General features: G+C 69.4%; 18 protein-coding genes. 12 read left to right on the forward strand and 6 right to left on the reverse strand.

What is annotated here, in order from left to right; all coding sequences use genetic code 11:
- The first annotated feature begins 76 nt into the window (after positions 1-76).
- Together NV348_RS17690 and NV348_RS17695 are read left to right on the forward strand one after the other, a co-directional pair.
- Entirely contained in the window at positions 77-1474 is a 1398-nt protein-coding gene (locus NV348_RS17690; RefSeq protein ID WP_447147872.1) for a serine/threonine-protein kinase, read from the forward strand.
- Positions 1416-3581, forward strand: coding sequence for a winged helix-turn-helix domain-containing protein (locus tag NV348_RS17695; RefSeq protein ID WP_447147873.1), 2166 nt, complete (start codon positions 1416-1418; stop codon positions 3579-3581). The genes NV348_RS17690 and NV348_RS17695 overlap by 59 nt, the downstream gene beginning before the upstream one ends.
- Before the next feature lie 45 nt (positions 3582-3626).
- Here NV348_RS17695 and NV348_RS17700 read toward each other — a convergent pair whose 3' ends face one another.
- Together NV348_RS17700 and NV348_RS17705 are read right to left on the reverse strand one after the other, a co-directional pair.
- On the reverse strand, positions 3627-4943 hold the full coding sequence (locus tag NV348_RS17700) for a class I SAM-dependent methyltransferase (protein ID WP_447147874.1): 1317 nt from the start codon (positions 4941-4943) through the stop codon (positions 3627-3629).
- Entirely contained in the window at positions 4940-6376 is a 1437-nt protein-coding gene (locus tag NV348_RS17705; protein ID WP_447151074.1) for an FAD-binding oxidoreductase, read from the reverse strand. Before NV348_RS17705 ends, NV348_RS17700 begins: the two co-directional genes overlap by 4 nt.
- 175 nt (positions 6377-6551) lie before the next feature.
- On the opposite strand from NV348_RS17705, the gene NV348_RS17710 reads away from it, so the two are divergent.
- On the forward strand, positions 6552-6986 hold the full coding sequence (locus tag NV348_RS17710; protein ID WP_447147875.1) for an SRPBCC family protein: 435 nt from the start codon (positions 6552-6554) through the stop codon (positions 6984-6986).
- A 17-nt stretch (positions 6987-7003) separates the two neighbouring features.
- Here the strand turns inward: NV348_RS17710 and NV348_RS17715 are convergent, their stop codons facing one another.
- From NV348_RS17715 to NV348_RS17725, 3 genes are read right to left on the reverse strand one after another with little or no spacing between them, the layout of a single operon-like run.
- Positions 7004-7354 carry a VOC family protein gene (locus NV348_RS17715; RefSeq protein WP_447147876.1) on the reverse strand — a complete coding sequence of 117 codons (351 nt, stop codon included), beginning with the start codon at positions 7352-7354 and terminating at the stop codon, positions 7004-7006.
- Positions 7351-8181 carry a MerR family transcriptional regulator gene (locus tag NV348_RS17720; RefSeq protein ID WP_447147877.1) on the reverse strand — a complete coding sequence of 277 codons (831 nt, stop codon included), beginning with the start codon at positions 8179-8181 and terminating at the stop codon, positions 7351-7353. The genes NV348_RS17715 and NV348_RS17720 overlap by 4 nt, the downstream gene beginning before the upstream one ends.
- A gap of 44 nt (positions 8182-8225) precedes the next feature.
- The gene (locus tag NV348_RS17725) at positions 8226-8792 is read right to left on the reverse strand and encodes a hypothetical protein (protein WP_447147878.1); all 567 of its coding nucleotides are present in this window, start codon (positions 8790-8792) and stop codon (positions 8226-8228) included.
- A 224-nt stretch (positions 8793-9016) separates the two neighbouring features.
- On the opposite strand from NV348_RS17725, the gene NV348_RS17730 reads away from it, so the two are divergent.
- Positions 9017-9361, forward strand: a complete 345-nt coding sequence (locus NV348_RS17730; RefSeq protein WP_447147879.1) for a YbaB/EbfC family nucleoid-associated protein — start codon at positions 9017-9019, stop codon at positions 9359-9361.
- Complete coding sequence (recR, locus tag NV348_RS17735) at positions 9361-9969, forward strand: recombination mediator RecR (protein ID WP_019044526.1); 609 nt, start codon at positions 9361-9363, stop codon at positions 9967-9969. Before NV348_RS17730 ends, recR begins: the two co-directional genes overlap by 1 nt.
- A 3-nt stretch (positions 9970-9972) precedes the next feature.
- Here recR and NV348_RS17740 read toward each other — a convergent pair whose 3' ends face one another.
- Positions 9973-10614, reverse strand: a complete 642-nt coding sequence (locus tag NV348_RS17740) for a hypothetical protein (RefSeq protein ID WP_447147880.1) — start codon at positions 10612-10614, stop codon at positions 9973-9975.
- 147 nt (positions 10615-10761) lie between these two features.
- Between NV348_RS17740 and NV348_RS17745 the strand changes: the two genes are divergently transcribed.
- The 7 genes from NV348_RS17745 (at position 10762) to NV348_RS17775 (ending at position 21439) form a co-directional block, all read left to right on the forward strand.
- On the forward strand, positions 10762-14469 hold the full coding sequence (locus NV348_RS17745; RefSeq protein ID WP_447147881.1) for a transglutaminase family protein: 3708 nt from the start codon (positions 10762-10764) through the stop codon (positions 14467-14469).
- 124 nt (positions 14470-14593) lie between these two features.
- A complete protein-coding gene (locus tag NV348_RS17750; protein WP_447147882.1) occupies positions 14594-17737 on the forward strand; it encodes a circularly permuted type 2 ATP-grasp protein in 3144 nt (1047 codons plus the stop codon).
- Positions 17734-18630 carry a transglutaminase family protein gene (locus NV348_RS17755; RefSeq protein WP_447147883.1) on the forward strand — a complete coding sequence of 299 codons (897 nt, stop codon included), beginning with the start codon at positions 17734-17736 and terminating at the stop codon, positions 18628-18630. The genes NV348_RS17750 and NV348_RS17755 overlap by 4 nt, the downstream gene beginning before the upstream one ends.
- Before the next feature lie 4 nt (positions 18631-18634).
- On the forward strand, positions 18635-19693 hold the full coding sequence (locus NV348_RS17760; RefSeq protein ID WP_447147884.1) for a zinc-binding metallopeptidase family protein: 1059 nt from the start codon (positions 18635-18637) through the stop codon (positions 19691-19693).
- 104 nt (positions 19694-19797) lie between these two features.
- Entirely contained in the window at positions 19798-20679 is an 882-nt protein-coding gene (locus tag NV348_RS17765) for a bile acid:sodium symporter family protein (RefSeq protein WP_447147885.1), read from the forward strand.
- A gap of 137 nt (positions 20680-20816) precedes the next feature.
- Entirely contained in the window at positions 20817-21068 is a 252-nt protein-coding gene (locus NV348_RS17770) for a type II toxin-antitoxin system Phd/YefM family antitoxin (RefSeq protein WP_447147886.1), read from the forward strand.
- Positions 21065-21439, forward strand: a complete 375-nt coding sequence (locus NV348_RS17775; protein ID WP_447147887.1) for a type II toxin-antitoxin system VapC family toxin — start codon at positions 21065-21067, stop codon at positions 21437-21439. Before NV348_RS17770 ends, NV348_RS17775 begins: the two co-directional genes overlap by 4 nt.
- The last annotated feature ends 6 nt before the right edge of the window (positions 21440-21445 follow it).

A 21445-nucleotide genomic window follows, 5' to 3' on the forward strand; every position in this document is an offset into this window, starting at 1 on the left:
CCGATTCGCTTCGAGGGGTGGTCACATGGAACCGGAGCCGACCGGTATACAGCGCGGGCCGTCCGAGTCGTCACCGGTGGGGAACAATACCCAGCGGGTCAAGGTGCCTGCTGAGCTGGACGAGGCGGTCGTCGCCGAGCTCGACGCCATGGGGCTCACCGGGGCCAAGGAGATCGGGCGCGGCGGGTTCGGCGTGGTGTATCGGTGCCTGCAGCCCGCACTCGACCGGGTCGTCGCGGTGAAGGTGCTGTCCTCGGAGATCGACGTGGAGAGCCGGGAGCGGTTCCTGCGCGAGGAACAGGCGATGGGCAGGCTGTCCGGGCATCCGAACATAGTCGACATCCTGCAGGTCGACGTGACCGCGACCGGGGTGCCGCTGATCGTCATGCCGTATTGGTCGCGCGGCTCACTCGAACGGCTCATTCACGATCGAGGGCCGCTGACCTGGGCCGACACCTTGCGTGCCGGGGTGAAACTGGCGGCGGCGATCGAATCGGCGCACCGGGTCGGCATCCTGCACCGGGACGTGAAGCCCGCGAACGTCCTGATCAGCGACTACGGCGAACCGCAGCTCACCGATTTCGGCATCGCCCGCATCCCCGGCGGCTTCCAGACCTCGAGCAGCCTGATCACCGGTTCGCCCGCGTTTACCGCGCCTGAGGTGCTCAAAGGTCAAGAACCGACCGTACGGTCTGACATTTACGGGCTCGGCGCGACCCTGTTCGCCCTGCTGACCGGCCACGCCGCCTTCGAGCGGCAGGCGGGGGAGAAGGTGATCGCGCAGTTCCTGCGGATCACCACCCAACCGGTGCCGGATCTGCGCGCCCAGGACATTCCCGGCGATGTGGCCGCGGTGATCGAAAAGGCCATGTCACCCGCCCCGGACGACCGCCCCGCCTCGGCCTACGAATTCGGCGAGCTGCTGCGCGATGTCCAGCTCGCGCACGGCCAGATGCCCGACGAGATGGCACTGCTCGACACCACCACGGAAACCACCGATGCGGACACCCCGGAATCGCTGAAGGCTGTCACCGCCCGCCGAAGCTGGCCGCTGACGTTGCAGCCCGTCGGCGCCTCGGTGCCGCTGCCCAGCGGCAACACCGCCACCTTCCCACCGACAGCCGCCACCAAGTTCCGGCCGCCGACGCCGGCCCGCGAGCCCTTCCCGCGGCAGCGCCTCCTCGACGTGCTGCGCGCGGGCGGCACCCGCAGGCTCGCCCTGATCCACGCCCCCGCCGGATTCGGCAAGAGCACGATCGCCGCGCAGTGGCGGGCCGACCTGGTCGCCCGCGATATCCCGGTCGCCTGGCTCGGCATCGACCAGGACGACGACAGCGAGATCTGGTTCCTCGCCCACCTGATCCAAGCCATCCGCCGGGTCCGCCCCGACGTGGGCGCCGGCCGTACTCGAGCAGGTGCTCGAGGAGCGTCCCGCCGACGCGGCCGCGTTCGTGATCGCAACCCTGATCGATGAGATCCACGCCAGCGACCGCAGCGTGGTCGTGGTCGTCGACGACTGGCATCGGGTCAGCGACCCCGGCGTGGATCGCGCGATGGCGGCGCTGCTCGACAACGGCTGTCACCATGTGCGTTTCGTGGTGACCAGCCGTGACCAGTCCGGTCTGCCGATCAGCAGGCTGCGGGTGCGCGACGAACTGGTGGAGCTGGGTGCTGCGGACCTGCGGCTCACCGAGGCCGAGACGCGTCAGATCCTGGTTGAGCGCAACGGCTTCGTGCTCACCGACGAGCAGTGCGAGCAGATCCACACCGCCACCGAGGGCTGGCCCGCCGCGATCCAGCTGGTGAGCCTGACTCTGCGCGGCAAGGCCGATCTGGCTCAGCTGCTCGCTCAGCTCGCCGAGGGCGGGCACGGGATGCGCGAGTACCTGGCCGAGAACGTCCTGGACAGTATGGATCCGGAGCTGCTGGAATTCCTGATGGCGATCTCGGTGGTGGAGCGGGTGAACGGCTCGCTTGCCTCGTTGCTCGCCGATGTCGCCGACGGCGCGACGATGCTCGAACAAGTCGAGCAGCGCGAATTGTTCGTGCACCGGATCGAGCACGACCCGGAGTGGTACCGGATGCAGCCGCTGTTCGCCGAGCACCTGCGGGCCCGGCTCGAACGCGAACACCCCGGCCGCGCGAAAGTGCTGCACCGCAAGGCAGCTCGCTGGTACGCCGAGCATCAACTGCTGCGCAAGTCGGTCGACCACGCGCTGGCCGCCACCGATCTCAAGCTCGCGGCCGACCTGCTGGAGAGCGGCGGCATGGACCTGATCGACCGGTCCCGGCTGGCGACGCTGCTCGGCAGCGTCTCGAAACTGCCGGTGCAGCAGGTGACTTCCCGCTCCAAGCTGCTGATGGCGGTCGCGCGGGCGAATATGAACCTGCAGGAGACCAGCACCGCACGCGCGGCGCTCGGCCGGTTGTCGAATCTGCTGGCGCGCGGTGGCGGCGGCGAACCGGAGCTGGCCGAACAGCGCTGCGCGGCAACGGTGCTCGAGGCCGCCGACCGGGTCGCGCACGACGACCTCGACGGCGTGACCGACAAGCTCGCCGCCTGCCTGGAGACCCCCGACGAACTGCCCGCGTGGACGGTCTCGACCGCGGCCAATCTGGTGTCGTTCGTCCGGCTCTGCGAGTTCGACTTCGCCGGCGCGACCGAGATGCAGGACTGGGCGGCCGAATATCACGCGCGGTCCAAGGATCCGCTCGGCCCGGTCTTCGGCCTGTGCGCGCGTGGCGCCGCCGCCTACGAGCAACTCGACATCGCCACCGCCACCGAGTGTTTCGAGCTCGCCTACGACACGGCGCGCGACCGGGCCGGGCCGCGTTCGGACGCGGCGCGGGTGGCCGCGGCGCTCCTGGGCGAGGTCGCCTACCGGCGCGGCGACCTGGACCTGGCCGATCGCCTGCTCGACGAGAGTCATGAGCTGGTCACGCGGGTCGGGCCGGTCGACTTCCTGGTCGCCACTTTCGTGATCGGCGCGCGGGTGAAGGCCGCGCTCGGCGACCAGTACACGGCGTCGGCGCGGTTGGACGAGGGTGCGCGAGTGGCCGCGGCGAACGGGCTGGCTCGGCTCGACGCGCATGTTCGAGCCGAGCGGTCGCGCCTGGGTCTACCCGCCGGTGACACCGCCGACCTGTTCGCCGCCGGCCCGTCGGGCAACGGCAAGCGGAGCAAGTCCGGTGCGGCGGTGCTCATCGCGGAAGCGCGTGAAATCGCCGAGATCAGGGCCCTGCTGGCCGAACAGCGGCTGCGCGCCGACGACCGGGCCGCCCGGCACGCGCGGGTGCTCTACGCGCGGCTGCTCGATCAGTCCCGTCCCCGGGCGGAACTGGATGCCACACTGCTGCTCGCCGAGTGTCTGGCGTCGGCGGGCTGGGTCGGCGAGGCGACCGGGCTGGTCCTGCCGGTGCTGCGCACCTGCGCCGATCTCGGCTGGTCCAGGCCGCTGCTCGACGCGGGACCCGGCGTCGTCGGGCTGCTGCACGTGGTGCGCACGCAATCGCACGAGGGACAGCCGCATCCACTGCTCGCCGAGGTGCCCGGCCACTTCCTCGACGAGCTGCTGGTCTGAGCGCGAACTCGGGTGCGCCGACGCGCACCCGAGCTCAGGATCGGATTACGGCTGCCACCACGGACGCAGCGGGACGTCCCAGGTGCCGCTGCGGTCGAGCTTCACGCCGAGCACGTGGTGCAGCTGCACCACATTGCGCTGGAAGCCGAGCCGGCAGCCCGCCATGTACAGACCCCACACCTTCGCGGTGCCCTCGCCCACCTCGGCGACGCAGGCGTCCCAGTTCTCGACCAGGTTCTTGCACCATTCGTGCAGGGTGAGCGCGTAGTGCTCGCGCAGGTTCTCCTCGTGCAGCACCTCGAGGCCGATGTTCTGGACCTCGGAGATGATCCGGCCCGAGCCGATCAGTTCGCCGTCGGGGAACACGTAGCGGTCGATGAAATCGCCCGCCTTGGTGGTGCGGGTGTTGTCCGGCCGGGTGATGCAGTGGTTGAGGAACAGGCCGCCGTCGCGCAGCTTGTCCTTGATGTAGCCGAAGTAGAACGGGTAGTTGTGCACGCCGATGTGCTCGGTGAGGCCGATCGAGGAGACCGCGTCGAACTCGCCCTCGGGGATGTCGCGGTAGTCGCTGTGCCTGACCTCGGCGAACTCGCCCAGGCCCTCCTCCTCGATCTTCTGCTGCGCATAGGCGGCCTGCTCGGCCGAGAGCGTGGCGCCGATGACCTTCACGCCGCGCCGGGCCGCGTAGCGGACCATGCCGCCCCAGCCACAGCCGATATCGAGCAGCCGATCGCCTTCCTTCAGCCGCAGCTTCTCGAAGATCAGCCGGTACTTGTTCTCCTGTGCCTGCTCCAGCGTCCAGTCCGGCTCGCCGTAGACCGCGCAGGTATAGGTCATGGACGGGCCGAGGACGTACTCGTAGAACTTGTTCGAGACGTCGTAGTGGTGGTGGATCGCCTCGGCGTCGCGGGTCTTGGAGTGGCGTAGGCCCTCCAGCGCGATCCGGCGCCAGCGGGGCAGGGTCTCCTGCGGCGGCGGCGCGATCGGCTTGAGCCGCTCCCAGCCGAGCGAACGGGCGATGGTGACCAGCGACAACGCCGAAGGGCGATGGAACTTCATCGCCTGCATGGCCTTCAGGATGTCGTAGGGGTCGCCGGGGTGCACGCCGTCGGCGACCATGTCGCCCGCGATGTAGGCGCGGGCCATGCCGAGGTCACCGGGTGCCGAGGCCAGGTAGTTGATGCCGCGCGGGCTCTTGATGTCGAGGGTGTACGGCGAGTCCTCCGGTCCGGTCGCGCTGCCGTCGTAGGCGGTCAACCGGATCGGGATCTCCCCGTCGATGAGTGTCTCGAAAACCTCGGCGATCGTGAGCCGGGTTCCCAGCTCGGCGAATACTTCGGATCGGTCCTTGAATGTCGTCACTTGCGTTGCACCGCCTTCGAATACAGATTCAGCAGTCGTTGGTCCGGGTCGTAACGGTTCTTCAGTTCGGAATAGATCTCGCCGCCGTACAGCTCGGCGAACTCGTCTTCGGCGTAGTAGGAATCCGAGTACAGCGACTTGTGCCCGTCGAATTCGGACACGATCTTCTCGATCGCGCGGTTGGCCGCCCCCTCCGGCTGACCGGGCTTGCTCGGGACGGCTGACCAGAATCCGACATTGACGTAGGTGCGCTGCGGTTCGAGCGGGTACAGCGGCCATGGACGGTCGCCCGCCGGGTCGCCGGCGGTCTCGCGCAACCGCAACGGGCACAACCAGATCGGCTCGATGGGTATTTCCCTCAGGAACCATTCGACGAAATCGGCGGTGCGGTGCACCGGCACCTCGATGTCCTGGACCACCCGCTCCTGCGGCGGGTTGCCCTTGCGGGCCTCCAGCCGGTCACCGATGTGGTACTTGCGATCGAGGGCCACCAGCTTCCAGTAGAAGCTGCTGCGGCGGTACGCCTTGGGCCAGAACCGGCGGATCCTCGGGTTCTGGGTGCCGAAGGCGCGTGAGCACCAGAACCAGTCGGTGTCCCAGCGCCACAGGTAGTCGTGGATGGTCAGCCGGTCCCGCTGCACACCGTCGGCGTGCTGCAGGGATCGGTAGTAGATGTCCATTCCGGTGTAGTCGCTGAACGGGCCCGGCTCGTCGGTCTGCCTGCCCAGGGTGAGGTAGCTCTCGGTCGCGGTGAACACGACGCCGTCGAGGTAGTCGACCCGTTCGCCCTCGTAGCTGCGCTCGGTGACGATGCGCGCGAGCTCGGCTTCGAGTTCGCGCAGGTCGTGGAAGCGCACGTGGCGCAGCGCGACATAGGGCTTGACGGGTTCGAGCTCGATCTTCAGCCGGACCGTGTAGCCGAGCGTGCCGTAGGAGTTGGGGAAGCCGCGGAACAGGTCGGCGGTCTCGCCCTCGGGTTTCACCGTGACGATCTCGCCGGAACCGGTCAGTACGTCCATTTCCAGCACGGATTCGTGGGGGAGGCCGTTGCGGAACGAGGTGGACTCGATGCCGAGGCCGGTGACGGCACCGCCCAGGGTGATGGTCTTGAGCTGCGGCACGACCAGCGGCGCCAGACCGTAGGGCAGCGTCGCCGCCACCAGGTCCTCGTAGGTGGTCATGCCTGCGACATCGGCGGTTCTCGCTTCCGGGTCCACCGCGATCACCCGCCCGAGGCCCGACACATCGAGGCCGGGCGCGGTGGTGGCCGCCCTGGCCCGGAACAAATTCGACGTCTTCTTCGCCAAGCGGACGACGGCGCCGGGTGGAATGGCGCGATAGCTTGCCAGCAGTCGCTCCACACCCTCCCGGTGCGCGGCATATCCAGACTCGCGTGCGGCCGGTTCGTGGCCGGCCCTACCCAAAAGACTCACTGCCACGCATTCGACGCTAGTACGACCGTGTCCATCGGGCTACCGAATACCACCCCGCCACGATGAAATGTCACGCATATGTTTCCCTTTCGCCCAACCTGGTCGGGCGATCCGGTGAGGCACAGGGCAGGATGTAACCCGGTCGAGATATCGCACCCCCGACAAGGAGTCAACAGTGGGACAGGTCAGCGCCAGCAGTTCGATCGTCGTCGCCGCGGATCCGCAGCGCACGCTCGAAGCGATCGGCGACTACGAGACGATCCGTCCGCGCATCCTCTCCTCGCACTACCGCGACTACAAGGTCGTCGAGGGCGGCAAGGGCGCGGGCACCGTGGTGGAGTGGACGCTGCAGGCGACCGAGAAGCGCTCGCGCAATGTGCGCGCGAGCGTCACCGTGTCGGACTCGATCCTCACCGAGCGCGACGCGAACTCCTCGATGGTCAACACCTGGACCGTCACCCCGGACGGCGCCGGTTCGCAGGTCACCCTCCGCACCACCTGGACCGGCGCGGGCGGCGTGTCGGGCATCTTCGAGGGCATCTTCGCGCCCCTGGGCCTGAAGAAGATCCAGGCCGAGGTGCTGGGCAACCTCCAGCGCGAACTGTCCTGATCAGGCCCTCGTCGCGGTCACTCCTTGCCGATGTCGAAGAGGTTTCCCTCGGGGTCGGCGAGGGTGACCCACTGCTGGCCGTACTCGTCGAAGTCGCCGATGTGCTTGGCACCCAAGCTGATCGCGCGCTCGACGTAGGCGCGCCATTCGACGGCGTGGAAGTCCAGGTGCACCACGTTCTTGCCGGGCGTCTTGTCCGGGACCTGGATGAACATCAGCACGGGCGAGGCGCCCGCGGTCTGGCCGACGGTGGCGAAGAACGCGGAGGCCTCCGGGTCTACGGGGCGGTCGAGCAGCTGGGCATAGAACTCGGCCAGCGCGTTCGCGTCGTGGCAGTCGAACGTGACATTGCCAAGGGCGAGGGTCATCGGATCTCTCCTTCGGTGATCGGCCAGCACACCTCGGTGCGGTAGTCGGCCGGGTTATCGGTGATGTCCGGTCCCACGAGATAGCGCTCGCGGACCGGTTCGTCGGGAAGTACGGTGTCGTGCTCGGCGACGTGGCTGCCGAGCGCGCCGTAGGTGCGGTCGAAGTCCTCGAACGCGCCGGTGTGCACGGCGATAGCGAAGCGGCGGGCCGCGAACTCGGTGATCGCGAGTCCGTCCGGCGGGATCAGGTCCGCGCCGGGCGGCAGCGGCACGTACGCGGTGACCGCGCCGGTGGCCTCGGTGAAGAACTCGGTCGAATAGGTCGCGCCCGCGACCCCACCCGGCGTCACGCCCGCAGCGAGCAGGCTCACGTAGAGCTGCTCGAACGCGGTGCCGCACCACGGCGCAATCGCGTCGCGGTCGACCGATTCGGTCAGGGTGAGCGCGGTGAACGCGGGTTCGACCCGGTAGTCCACCCGCAGCGGGGGCGCGGGCACGGTGAGCAGCGCGCGCAGCGAGGCGACCACGTCGCGGGTCCGCTGCAATTCGGCTTCCATCCTGGTCAGATGGGCGCGCAGGGTGGCGTCGCGGTCGGCCGGTTCGGCGGCCGCGAGCACGGTGCGGATGTCGGGCAACGGCATGTCCAGATCGCGCAGCCTGCGGATCAGATGCGCCGTCTCCACCTGGTCGGTGGAATACCGGCGATAGCCCGTGCCCGCGTCCACCGCGACCGGCTCGAGCAACTCGATCTCGTGGTAGTAGCGCAGCGTCTTGACGCTCAGATGGGTGAGGCGGGCGAACTCGCCGATCGCCACGGTGGCTGTCATGGGATCAGCCAACACCCTCCAGCCGGGGGAGGGTCAACAGTGACTCACGCGGGAGCGAGCACGAAGGCGGCCAGCAGCGGCCAGTCGCCCTCGCGCCACCACGAGTAGCCGAACCAGACGCCGGGGCTGATCTCGCGGATCTCGTCGTAGACCTGCGGTGTCGGCGACGGTGCGTAGTTCAGCGCCCAGGTCGGGCCGCCGTCGAGAATGGACGGCGCCCGGTAGACGTCGGCCGGGAAGGCCTCGATGCCCGCGCCGGTCACCCGGTTGGTCAGGCTGCCGCCGTCGGGTCCGGTGCGGAACACCTTGCCGATCCACAGGGCCGCCGCCATCGATTCGAATTGGGGCGGGCGGACCAGCCAGCCGTTGGTCACGCCCGTCGGCACGGCGCCTTCGCGCGCGTCGCGGTAGATCTGATCCTGCTGGGTGACGTTGCAGCGAAAGCGCAGCGAATCCAGGGTCGCCGCGGAATTGCCGGGATCGACGACGCAGCCGCGGCCGTAGTCGACGATCTCCGCGCCGGAGTCGGCCGACGCGGTCGCCGTGGGCAGAACGAGCAGGCCGACGGCGGCGAGCGCGGTGGTGATCAGGGACGCGCGAATGACACTCATCAGTTCTCCCTCGGATTGCTGAACCCTGTCCCGACCACGTTCGATCGTAGGCAAGAGCATCGGAACAGGTTCCATCGCGGACAGTCAGCAATCAATCTGTTACCGGGCAGGTCACGGGTAACGGCCCGGTCGGTATGCGCCATCGCCGGGGCGGGTGTGGGAGTATCCCGGCGGCGCGTGAGGACTACGCTTGACGCGGACGAAACTTCTGGAGAGGACGTGCTGTGCAACCCGATGGTGGTCAGTTCGATATGCAGGCCCTGCTCGCACAAGCCCAGCAGATGCAGCAGGCGGTGATGCAGGCGCAAGCCGAGCTCGCCGAGTCCGAAGTGCAGGGTCAGGCCGGCGGCGGTCTGGTCGCGGCGACCATCAAGGTGAGCGGTGAGGTCGTCGCGCTGACGATCGACCCGAAGATCGTCGATCCGTCCGATGTCGACGGCCTGCAGGACCTGGTCATCGGCGCGATCAACGACGCCATGGCCAACGCCCAGCGGCTCGCCGCCGAGCGCCTCGGCCCGCTTTCGCAGGGCCTCGGCGGCGGCTCGATGCCCGGTCTGCCCGACTTCTGATGTATGAGGGGCCGGTTCAGGATCTGATCGACGAGCTGGGCAAGCTGCCCGGCGTCGGTCCGAAGAGCGCACAGCGCATCGCTTTCCACCTGCTGCAGGTGGAGCCGCCGGAGATCGACCGGTTGCAGGCCGCGTTGCAGAAGGTGCGCGACGGCGTGCAGTTCTGCGTGTCGTGCGGCACCGTCGCCGACGGTGAGCTGTGCCGGATCTGTGCCGACCCGCGCCGCGACCGCACGATGATCTGTGTGGTCGAGGAACCCAAGGACGTGCAGGCGATCGAGCGCACCCGCGAGTTCCGTGGTCGCTACCACGTGCTCGGCGGTGCGCTCGATCCGCTCAGCGGCGTCGGACCCGATCAGCTGCGGATCAGGGAACTGCTGACCCGCATCGGCAATCAGGACGACGGCGTCGACGTGAGCGAGGTGATCATCGCGACCGACCCGAACACCGAGGGCGAGGCGACGGCCACCTACCTGGTGCGCATGCTGCGCGATTTCCCCGGGCTCACCGTCACCCGGCTGGCTTCCGGCCTGCCGATGGGCGGCGACCTGGAGTTCGCCGACGAGCTGACCCTCGGCCGCGCGCTGTCGGGCCGGCGGGCGCTCTAGCGCTCAGAACTCGACGCGGGTCCAGTCCACGCCCTTGCCCGCGGCGGGGTCCTCGGTGGTCCAGGCCCAGATGATGTCGGCGACGCGCGCCGGATCGTCGAGCGTGGCGCCGAAGTGCCGGTCCGGGGAGCCGTCGCGGTATTCCAGGGTGTACGGCCCGCTCGGATCACGGTAGGTCTGGATGTAGCGCTGCTCGCCGCGCTCGACGATCAGATAGGGGTTCGGGTCGGCCAGTCCGGCGACCCAGCGCTGCGCCAATTCCTCGGTGAGATACGGGAATTCGCCCGCGCCACCGTGGGTGACGGCGATCGGCACGTGCCCGGCCGGGTCGATCAGCCAGGTCAGCTGCGGGTCGTAGACGGCGAAGCCGCGCGGGGTGGCCAGGTCGAAGAGCAGGTTGCGGACGAAGCCGATCGCGTCGTACGGCGAGGGGATGTAGAGCGTCGCCCCGTTCGCGCCGCCGACCGATTCGACGCTCAGGAACGAGTCGTCCACCGGTAGTTCGGCGTTGCGGGCGTTCAGTTCGGTCGCGATCTCGACGATCTCCGCGGACTCCGGCTGACCTTCCTGGGCAGCCAGGTACGCGTCCACCTCGTCGACGGAGGTGGCGACGCCGGACGGCAAGAGGATGTGGTCGTAGCTCACCCGGTCAGCCTACGGGTCGGTCGGTTCGTGCTGGTTCGGCAGCCTTCGGCGCGGCTGTGTTGCCTGCGGGTTTCGACCTGATGCCCGCCGGGAAACTCCGGTTTCGTCACGCCACGCCGCGCCCGTGGTCTGTGGTCAACTGAGTGCATGGGCATCAAGGTGTCACTCGAACACCGGACCGCGTACTCCTTCGATCGTCTCGTCGAGGTGCATCCGCACGAGGTGCGGCTGCGGCCCGCGCCGCATTCGCGGACGCCGATCGAGGCGTACTCGCTGCAGGTGTCGCCGGCCGCGCACTACGTGAACTGGCAACAGGACGCGTTCGGCAATTTCGTTGCGCGGCTGGTATTTCCGGAGCCGACCAAGGAATTGTCGATCACCGTGGGGTTGATCGCCGATCTCGAGGTGGTCAACCCGTTCGACTTCTTCGTGGAGGACTACGCCGAGTACTTCCCGTTCACCTATCCCGCGGCGCCGGCCGCCGATCTGGAGCCGTACCTGCGCCCGGTCGACGAGGCGGAGCCGGGTTCCGGGCCGGGGGAGTTGCTGACCGACTGGGTGCGGGTGCACCGCGCGCACGGCCGGATCCGTTCGATCGACTACCTGGTCGAGCTGAACTACGCGCTGCGCAACACCGTCGACTACACGGTGCGGATGGAGCCGGGCGTGCAGTCGCCCGATCACACGCTGCGCACCCGGCTGGGGTCCTGCCGGGACTCGGCCTGGCTGCTTGTCGGCATTCTGCGCGAGCTGGGGCTGGCCGCGCGGTTCGTCTCCGGTTATCTGGTGCAGCTGACCTCGGACACGCCGTCGCTGGACGGGCCGTCGGGGCCCAGCGCCGACTTCACCGATCTGCACGCCTGGACCGAGGTGTACCTGCCGGGCGCAGGCTGGATCGGCATGGATCCCACCTCCGGGCTGTTCGCCGGGGAGGGGCACATCCCGCTCGCGGCGACCCCGCATCCCGGCGCCGCCGCCCCGATCACCGGCGCGACCGGGATCACCGAGGCCACCCTCGAATTCAGCAATGTGGTGCGCCGGGTGCACGAGGATCCGCGAGTCACCCTGCCCTACACCGATTCCCAGTGGGACCGGATCACCGCCTCCGGTGCCGCCATCGACAAGCGGATGGCCGCGGCCGACGTCGGCCTGACCATGGGCGGCGAACCCACCTTCGTCTCCATCGACGACCAGATGAGCGCCCAGTGGACCACCGACGCCGACGGCCCGCACAAACGCGAGCGCGCCGTCGACCTGGCCGACCGCCTGCGCTCGCTCTACGCCCCCACCGGCATCGTCCAATACCGGCAGGGCAAGTGGTACCCCGGAGAACCGTTGCCGCGCTGGGAGATCGCCATCGCCTGGCGCGCCGACGGCGAACCGATCTGGCGCCGCCAGGACCTCCTCACCGACCCCTGGACCCCGATCTCCCAGCGCGCGGTACCGGCACAGCCCGCACTCACCGACACCCCCACAGCACTGGCTGAGGCCGCCGACCTGGCTGGGCCCGCCGACCTGGCCGAGCTCGGAGGTTCGGTCGAGCCTGGTGGGGAGGTCGAGATCGCTGGACTTGCCGAGTCGGGCGAGCTGACCGCGTCTGCCGAGGTGGCCGCGTCTGCCGAGGTGGCGGCGGTCGAGGCCGGGAAGTCGGCGAAGGGGAAGAAGCAGAAAGAGAAGAAGAAGGGGAAGCGGGCGCGGAAGAAGGCGGGGATCCGGGCCGCGGAGACGCAGCCGCTGAATGCGGCTGGGGCGCTGGCGGATCGGCAACCGGCCGCCGATATCGATGCGGCGCGGGATCTGATCGCGCAGATCGCCGACACGCTCGGGTTGCCCGCCGGACAGGTGCGGCCTGCCTTCGAGGACCCGCTGGCCCGGTTGGCCGCGACCGTGTCCGCGCCGTACGGTGATCCGCCGCCCGCCGACATCGATCCCGAGGAGGACTCGCCGGAGGTCCGGCAGCGGTTGGTGGAGAGCCTGGACCAGGCGGTCAACGAACCGGCCGCCTTCGTGCTGCCGATTCATCGCCGGGCCGACGGCGCGGGCTGGGCGAGTGCCGACTGGCAGTTGCGACGGGGACGCGATGAGGACGGGCCGGGGCGGATCGTGCTCGCCGACGGCGATTCGCCCGCGGGTCTGCGCCTGCCGATCGGGTCGGTGTCGTGGGTGTCGCCGCCGGTGCTGCCCGAGGCCGACCCGCTGTATCAGCGGCCGCTGGACCCGGAGCGGGCCGAACCGCCCGCGCTGGTGGAACCCGCGCATTTCACGCCGACGACCGCGCTGGTCGCCGAGGTCCGCGCGGGCCGGTTGCATGTGTTCCTGCCGCCGGTCAGCGAGCTGGCCGACTTCCTCGACCTGATCGCCCGAGTGGAATCCGCCGCCGTCGCGATCGGGCAGCCGGTGGTGCTCGAGGGCTACGCCCCACCGAACGACCCCCTGCTGCAGACGTTCTCGATCACCCCCGATCCCGGGGTGATCGAGGTGAACATCATGCCGACCAGTTCCTTCGCCGAGCAGGCCGAGGTGCTCAACACCCTCTACGAGCAGGCCAGGCTGGCCCGGTTGAGCACCGAGTCGTTCGACGTGGACGGCACGCACGGCGGCACCGGCGGCGGCAATCACATCACCCTGGGCGGGGTGACACCCGCGCGCTCGCCACTGCTGCGCAGGCCGGATCTGCTGGTGTCGATGCTGACCTACTGGCAGCGTCATCCGGCGCTGTCGTACCTGTTCGCGGGCCGTTTCGTCGGACCGACCTCGCAGGCCCCGCGTGCCGACGAGGGTCGCGAGGACGCGCTCTACGAACTCGAGATCGCCTTCGCCGAAATCGCCCGGCTCACCGCCGAGCAGGCGATCGGCGATGCCACCCCGGCCGAGATCCAGTCGGCGCCCTGGCATATCGACCGCGCCCTGCGGCACCTGCTGACCGATCTCACCGGCAACACCCACCGCGCCGAGTTCTGCATCGACAAGCTCTACAGTCCCGATTCCGCGCGTGGCAGGCTCGGTCTGCTGGAACTGCGCGGCTTCGAGATGCCGCCGCACTTCCAGATGGCGATGGTGCAGTCGCTGCTGGTGCGCGGGCTGGTGGCGATGTTCTGGGACCAGCCGTACCGGGCGCCGCTGCTGCGCCACGGCGCCAACCTGCACGGCCGCTATCTGCTGCCGCACTTCCTGATGAGTGATATCGCCGAGGTGGCCGCCGACCTGCGCGCGCACGGCGTCGATTTCGACACCAGCTGGCTCGACCCGTTCACCGAGTTCCGCTTCCCGCGGATCGGGACCGCGGTGATCGGCGATGTCGAACTGGAGCTGCGCGGCGCGATCGAACCGTGGCTGACCCTCGGCGAGCAGACCACCGGGCAGGGCACGGCCCGCTATGTCGACTCCTCGGTGGAACGGTTGCAGGTGCGGGTGGTCGGCGCCGATCGCGGCCGGTACGTGGTGACCTGCAACGGCATGCCGGTGCCGCTGCTGACCACCGACAAGGCCGACGTGCAGGTCGCCGGTGTGCGCTATCGCGCCTGGCAGCCGCCGAACTCGCTGCACCCCTCCATCACCGTGGACGCGCCGCTGGTGTTCGACCTGGTCGACGCGGCGACCGGACTCTCGCACGGCGGCTGCACCTATCACGTCGTGCACCCCGGCGGCCGCGCCTTCGACGACGCGCCCGTGAACGCGGTGGCGGCCCAGTCCCGGCGCAATCGCCGCTTCGAGGCGGCGGGACACACCGTGAATCCGATGGACCCGGCCGAACTCCGTGCGAAGATCGCGGCGCAGTCGACCGATGTCGGTGCACCGGGCATCCTGGATCTACGTCGCGCGCGAACCGTGTGGGGCGTGCGCGACAACCGGTAACTACGACAACTCGCCCAACTACAGCACTCCCCGGCCTCGCGCCGGGGACGGCCGCGCAGCGGCCGGTTCGCGGCCGTCCCGTCGGTCAGGTGCCGTTGCGCAGGCGACGAAGGAGCAAGCAACGGTGCCTGACCGACGGGATACCAGGGGCCGCGAACGACGCGGCGTCCTCGCCGCCGACGACGCTGCCGAGCAGTTCGCGCGGTACCGGGCCGAGAGCAAGGCGGGATCGCGCTTCGACGAGTGCGGTCGGCCCACCCAGGGCTATTACGACGAACTGGTCGACGGCCGCGGGCGGGTGCGGTCGATGTGGTCGGAGCTCTCGGCCGACTTCGTCGACCAGGGCACCGGTGGACTGGGCCGGATCGATCACCGGGTGCGCAGGCAGATCGAGGACGACGGCGTCACCTACACCGAGGTCGGCCTCGGCGACGACGCGGCGACCCCGATGCCCTGGCGGCTCGATCCCATCCCGCTGCTGGTCTCCGCCGACGACTGGACCCGGCTGGAGAACGGTCTGGTGCAGCGCTCGCTCGTGCTCGACGAAGTGCTCACCGATGTGTACGGCCCACGCAGACTACTGAGTTCGGGGCTGCTGCAGCCGGAGCTCGTCTTCGGCAATACCGGGTACGTGCGGGCGGCGCACGGCATCACCATCCCCGGCACGCACCAGCTGTTCCTGCACGCCTGCGACATCAGCCGCTGGAGCGACGGGCAGTTCCGGGTACTGGCCGACTGGGCGCAGGCACCCTCGGGCGCCGGGTACGCGCTGGCCGACCGGCGCGTGGTCGCCTCGGCCATCCCCGAGGCGTTCGAGCACGCGGGCCCGCGTCCGCTCACGCCGTTCGCGCGGGCCATGCGGTTGATGCTCGCCGAAGCCGCGCCGGAACTGGCCGACGGCGAGGAGCCGGTCATCGTGGTGCTGAGCCCCGGCTCGCATTCCGAAACCGCGTTCGATCAGGCCTATCTCGCGCAGACGCTCGGTTTCCCGCTGGTCGAGAGCGCCGACCTGGTGGTGCGTGACGGCGCGTTGTGGATGCGCTCGCTCGGCAGTCTGGAACGGGTCGACGTGGTGCTGCGCCGCGTGGACGCGGAGTTCTCCGATCCGCTGGATCTACGGCCCGATTCGCGCCTCGGCGTGGTCGGCCTGGTCGAGGTGTTGCGCCGGGGCGCGGTCACGGTGGTCAACACCCTCGGCTCGGGACTGCTGGAATCGCCTGCGCTGAGCGCGTTTCTGCCCCGGATCGCCCGGTCCGTCCTCGGCGCCGACCTGCTGCTCGACGGCACGCCCGCCTACTGGGGCGGCGACGACACCGAGCGCGCGCATCTCATCGCCCACGTCGGTGACCTGGTGATCCGGTCGGCGGTCGACGGGTCGACCATCTTCGGGCCGAGCCTGGCTGCCGCCGAGCGCGACGAACTCGCCGCCCGGATCGAGGCCGAGCGATGGAAATGGGTCGGTCAGGAACCCGCGGAGTTCTCGGTCGCGCCCGCTGTCGAAGGCGAGGCGGGTCTCAAGCCCGCACCGGTCGGGATGCGGCTGTTCTCGCTGGCCCGCCGCGGCGGCTACACCGCGATGTCGGGTGGGCTGGGCCAGCAGCGGATGCGGCTGGAACCGACGCGCAGCGTGATCAAGGTGGCGGCCAAGGACGTCTGGGTGCGCGCCGCGCCCGCGACCGCGCCCGCCGTCGGCGCCGAGACGCCGCACGAGGAACGGCTGCGCCGCGCCGTGCCGGTCGTCGAGGCGGTCAGCTCGCCACGTGTGCTCAACGACCTGTTCTGGATGGGCCGCTACAGCGAGCGCGCCGAATCGGTGGTCCGGCTGCTCGCCGCGACCCACGACGTCTACCAGGACTACCGCTACCGCCCCTGGCTCGACGGTGCCGAGGCGCTGCCGATCCTGTTGCGCGCGCTGTCGGTGACCACCGGCACGAACGCCCCGGAATCCGTGCTGCCCCATGGGAGCGGGCCGGTCGGCGCCCTGGTCCGGGTGCCACCGCAGGCTGACTCCGGTGCCGTGGATGCGGGCGCCGATCGGTCCACCGCCGCCGCGCCTGATTCCGCGGCGTCCTCCGCTGCCAGGGTGAGCGGATCAGCAGACGGCGCCGCGACGCCGGGAAGCGACACCCGGTCCCCGGCCGCTGATGGAGCTGCTGAGGCGCCGGGAACCGGGACTCGGTCGTCGGCAGCCGGCGGCGATACCGCGTCTCCGGATTCGGGCGAAGCGGATATGGATACCACTGCGATGGAACCGGATTCCGACGACACGGCTGCCCCGTGGGAACGCGCGGGGACGAGCGCGCTCGCGCGTGCACTGCGCACCACCGGCACCGCCGCCGATCGGACGGCGGAACCGGTGGGGGACAACGAATCCGACGTGCCACGCACCCGGCAGAAGCAGGGCCAGTTCACGAACCGCCCGATGGACGGCGGGTCGACCGCGGCACGGCGCACCGTCGCGGGCGCGTCCGCTGACGGGTTCGCCTACCTGTCCGCGCTCACCGGCGACCGGAACCTGCCGGGATCGCTGTCCTACGCGGTCGACCACTACGGCGCGGCCGCCAGGGCCGTTCGTGACCAGCTCTCCGGTGACACCTGGATGATCGTCGGCGCCGTCGACCGCGCGCTGGCCGAGTTCCGTAGTGCCAGTACCGAACAGGAGACCGCGCTGTCCTCGGTGCACTCGCTGGCGCTGGCCGCGCTGCTGTCGCTGTCGGGGATCGGCGCCGAATCGCTGGTGCGCGACACCGGCTGGTACGTCATGGACATCGGCAAGCGCATCGAGCGCGGGCTCGCGCTGTCCTCGCTGCTCAATGCCGCACTGGCGCAGGCGAGCTCGCCCGAGGTGGAGCGGGTGGTCGCCGATTCGGTGCTCGTCGCCACCGAGTCGGCGGTGAGTTACCGCCGTCGCCACCGTGGTTCGGCGCACGTCGCCGCGCTGGCCGGGCTGCTGCTGTTCGACGCGGGCAATCCGCGCTCGCTGGTGTATCAGCTCGACCGGCTCGAAGCCGACTTCCAGGCACTGCCCGGCGGCGCGGGCGCGTCCCGCTCGCAGCGGCTGCTCGCCGACGCCCAGCGCATGCTGCGCCGCGTCGACCCGGCCGATCTCGAACAGACCGACGCCGAAGGCGTGCGGACGGAGCTGGTGGAACTGCTGGCGGGGGTGCACTTGCGGCTGCGCAAGCTGTCGGAATCGTTCGAGACCACCAAACTCGCTGTGCCGGTGGGTATCCAGCCGCTGTGGGGCAATACCAGGATGGTCGGATGAGCAGGCGTTACCGGGTGGTGCACCGGACCACCTACAGCTACTCCGACGAGGTCACCAGTTCCTACGGCCGTGCGTATCTGACGCCGCGCGAGTTCGCCGGTCAGCGGCTGCTCGAGCACGATATCTACATCGACCCGGTGCCGTCGGACCGCTCGGTCGGCACCGATGTCTACGGCAACACGACCACGTATTTCCATGTGACATCGGAACATCGGAGACTCGAGGTCACCGGCGAATCCCTCGTCGAGGTCGACGGCGAGCATCCGTCGACGACGCCGGGCGCCGATGTCGCGTGGGAGGCGGCGCGGCCGAGCACGGCCACCGGGCCGCTCGCGGTCGAGTTCACCCTCGATCTGCTGCCGCCGGAGATCACCCCGGAGGTCGCCGAGTACGCCGCGCGGAGTTTCCCGCCGGGCAGGCCGCTGCTGGCGGCGGTCACCGAGCTGAATACCCGGATCAACCAGGATTTCCGGTACCGCTCCGGCTCGACCACGGTGAGCACCAGCGTCGCCGACGTCTTCGCCGCGCGCGAGGGCGTCTGCCAGGATTTCGCCCGGATCGGCGCGGCCTGCCTGCGGTCGCGGGGGCTGGCCGCACGCTACGTCTCGGGTTACCTCGCGACCGATCCGCCGCCGGGCAAGGAACGTATGGTCGGGGTGGACGCCACCCACGCGTGGGCGGCGGTCTGGCTGCCCGGCACCGACTCCACCGACCGCACCGGCCGCTGGATTGCCTTCGACCCCACCAACGACCAGTTCGCCGACGAGCGCTACGTGACCGTGGCGTGGGGGCGTGACTACCAGGATGTTCCGCCACTGCGTGGCATCATCTACACCGACGCCAAACAGTCCACGATCACGGTCTCGGTCGATGTTGCCCCGGTGGAGGTGTAGTCCCTTGCGTGATTTCGTCTGCCCGAACTGTGGGCAGCAGCTGGCCTTCGAGAATTCGGTCTGCCTGTCGTGCTCGAGCCGGCTCGGCTTCAGCCTGCGGGAGCGCGCGCTGGTGGTGATCGGCGATCCGCCCGGTGACGCGGCTATCGATCACGCGGGCGGCGTCGTCGACGGTGACCGGTTCCGGCTGTGTGACAACCTGCATGTGGCGCAGTGCAATTGGCTGGTCGACACGACGGATCGCACGTCCGGGCCGATGCTGTGCGCGTCGTGCGCGCTGACCCGGACCAGGCCCAACGACGCCGACGCCGACGGTCTTGCGGCGTTCGCCGAGGCCGAGGCGGCCAAGCGCCGCTTGATCTTCGAACTGGCCGAGCTCGGCCTGCCGATCGTCGGCCGCGACGCCGACCCCGCGCACGGCCTGGCCTTCGACCTGCTCTCCAGCCGCACCGACGGCGTGCTGACCGGGCACATCGACGGGGTCGTCACCCTCGATCTGGCCGAGGCGAACGACCCGCACCGCGAGCAGTTGCGGATCGAGATGGCCGAGCCGTACCGCACCCTGCTCGGCCATTTCCGGCACGAGATCGGGCACTACTACTTCGCCGTGCTGGTCGCCGGAGACGAAGCGCTGCAGCGGTTCCGGGAGCTGTTCGGCGACCCGTACGCCGACTACCAGGACGCGCTGAACCGGCACTACTCCCAGGGCGCGCCACCCGGCTGGGAGGGGGACTACGTGTCGTCCTACGCGACCATGCACGCTGCGGAGGACTGGGCCGAGACGTTCGCGCACTACCTGCACATCCGCGACACCCTCGACACCGCCGCCGCCTTCGGCCTCGCCCCCGCGGGCGCCACCCTCGATCGTCCGCAGGTCGGGCGCGCGGGCTTCGACAAGATCATCGAACTGTGGCTGCCGCTGGCCTGGTCGCTCAACATGGTCAACCGATCGATGGGACACGACGACCTCTATCCGTTCGTGCTGCCCGACCATGTCCTGGAGAAGATGCGCTTCGTCCACGAACTGTGCGAGCGCAGCGACTCCGCCGCCGTGGTCGCGTAATTCCGGCGTTTCCGCTGCGATCTGGATCACATCTGGCTACCCTCACTCATTGAGACGCATGAGTCTCAAACCCGGGACGCCCGGGCTGCTCGATGAGGATTGCTATGAACTCACCCCTGGTTTCCGTCGGACTGCCGCTGGCCTTGGCCGTGATCATGTTCGGTCTGGGACTCTCGCTCACCGTCGCCGACTTCACCCGCATCGCCAAGAGCCCGCGCATCGTCGCGATCGCGCTGCTCTGTCAGGTGGTCGCGCTACCCGTCGTCGCCTTCGGGCTGGTCCTGCTGTTCGATCTGCCCGCGATCCTGGCGGTCGGGGTGATGCTGCTGGCCTCCTCGCCGGGCGGGACCACGGCGAACCTGTTCAGCCATCTGTTCCGTGGCGACGTGGCGCTGAACGTGTCGCTGACCGCGGTCAACTCGATCATCGCGGTCGCCACCGTGCCGCTGGTGACCAACTTCGCGATCGGCTACTTCGACCCCGCCGAGGGTGGCTCGCTCGGGCTGCAGTTCGGCAAGGTGGTGCAGGTGTTCGCGATCGTGCTGGTCCCGGTCGCGATCGGCATGCTGGTGCGCCGCTCCTCGGCCGCGTTCGCCGACCGGATGGACCGCCCGGTGCGGATCGGCTCGGCGCTGACCCTGCTGCTGGTGATCCTCGGCACCGTGGCCACCGAATCCGACACCCTCGGTGACTCGTTCGCCCAGGTCGGCGCCATCACCGCGCTGTTCTGCCTGATCAGCCTGACCGTCGGCTACTTCCTGCCGCGCCTGCTCGGGGTGCCGGACCGGCAGGCCATCGCCTGCTCGATGGAGGTCGGCATCCACAACAGCACGATCGCCATCACCATCGCGGTGAGCGTCCTGGGCAGCACCGAGATGGCGGTGCCCGCCGCGATCTACGGCATGCTGATGTTCCCGCTCGCCGCCGCGTTCGGCTACCTCATCACCCGCGGGCAGCCGAAGGCGGCGGTCGCCGCGGCGGAGTGAAGCTCGGGCGTTGGCCCCGTCGATCTGGCGGGCGAGTTCGTCACGGAGCACGCCGAATCTCGGATGCGCGCGGATCCTGACGACGGCGGTGGACAGGCCCCGAGTCGCTGGACTAACCTCTTAGCTAAGGAGGCGTCATGGCAGGTAACGCGGCGGAGCGGTTCAATATTCACGACGCGAAGACGAACCTGTCGCGCATCATCGAGCGGGTGGAGCAGGGGGAGGAAATCGTGATCAGTCGTGCCGGGACTCCGGTGGCCAAAGTCGTTCCGTTGACGCGTCGGGTGAATCGGACCGGTCGTGGCTCGCTTCGTGGCCGGCTGGAGTTGTCGCCGGGCTGGGATTCGCCCGAGACCAATGCCGAGATCGCGCGCGACTTCGACGCATGAGCCTGCTGCTGGATACCCACGTCGTCCTGTGGTGGCTCACCGACGATCCGACGCTGGACGCGGAACTGCGCGAACGGCTCGACCACGACCCCGATGTCTACGTCAGCTCGGCGTCGGTCTGGGAGATCGCGATGAAACAGGCGTCGGGCAAGCTGGCCGGTCCGGCCGACCTGCCCGAGCGAGTGGTGGGTAGCGGGTTCCTGCCGTTACCGATCGAGGCGCGGCACACCATCGAAGCCGCGCGGCTGCCGTCGATCCATCGTGATCCGTTCGATCGGATCCTGGTCGCGCAGGCCCGGTGTGAGGAGCTGACGCTCGTCACCCGGGACCCGTACTGCCTGCGTTACGAGGTCGATTCGCTGCCGTGCTGACGAGCC

Source organism: Nocardia fodinahabitans (assembly GCF_052983615.1).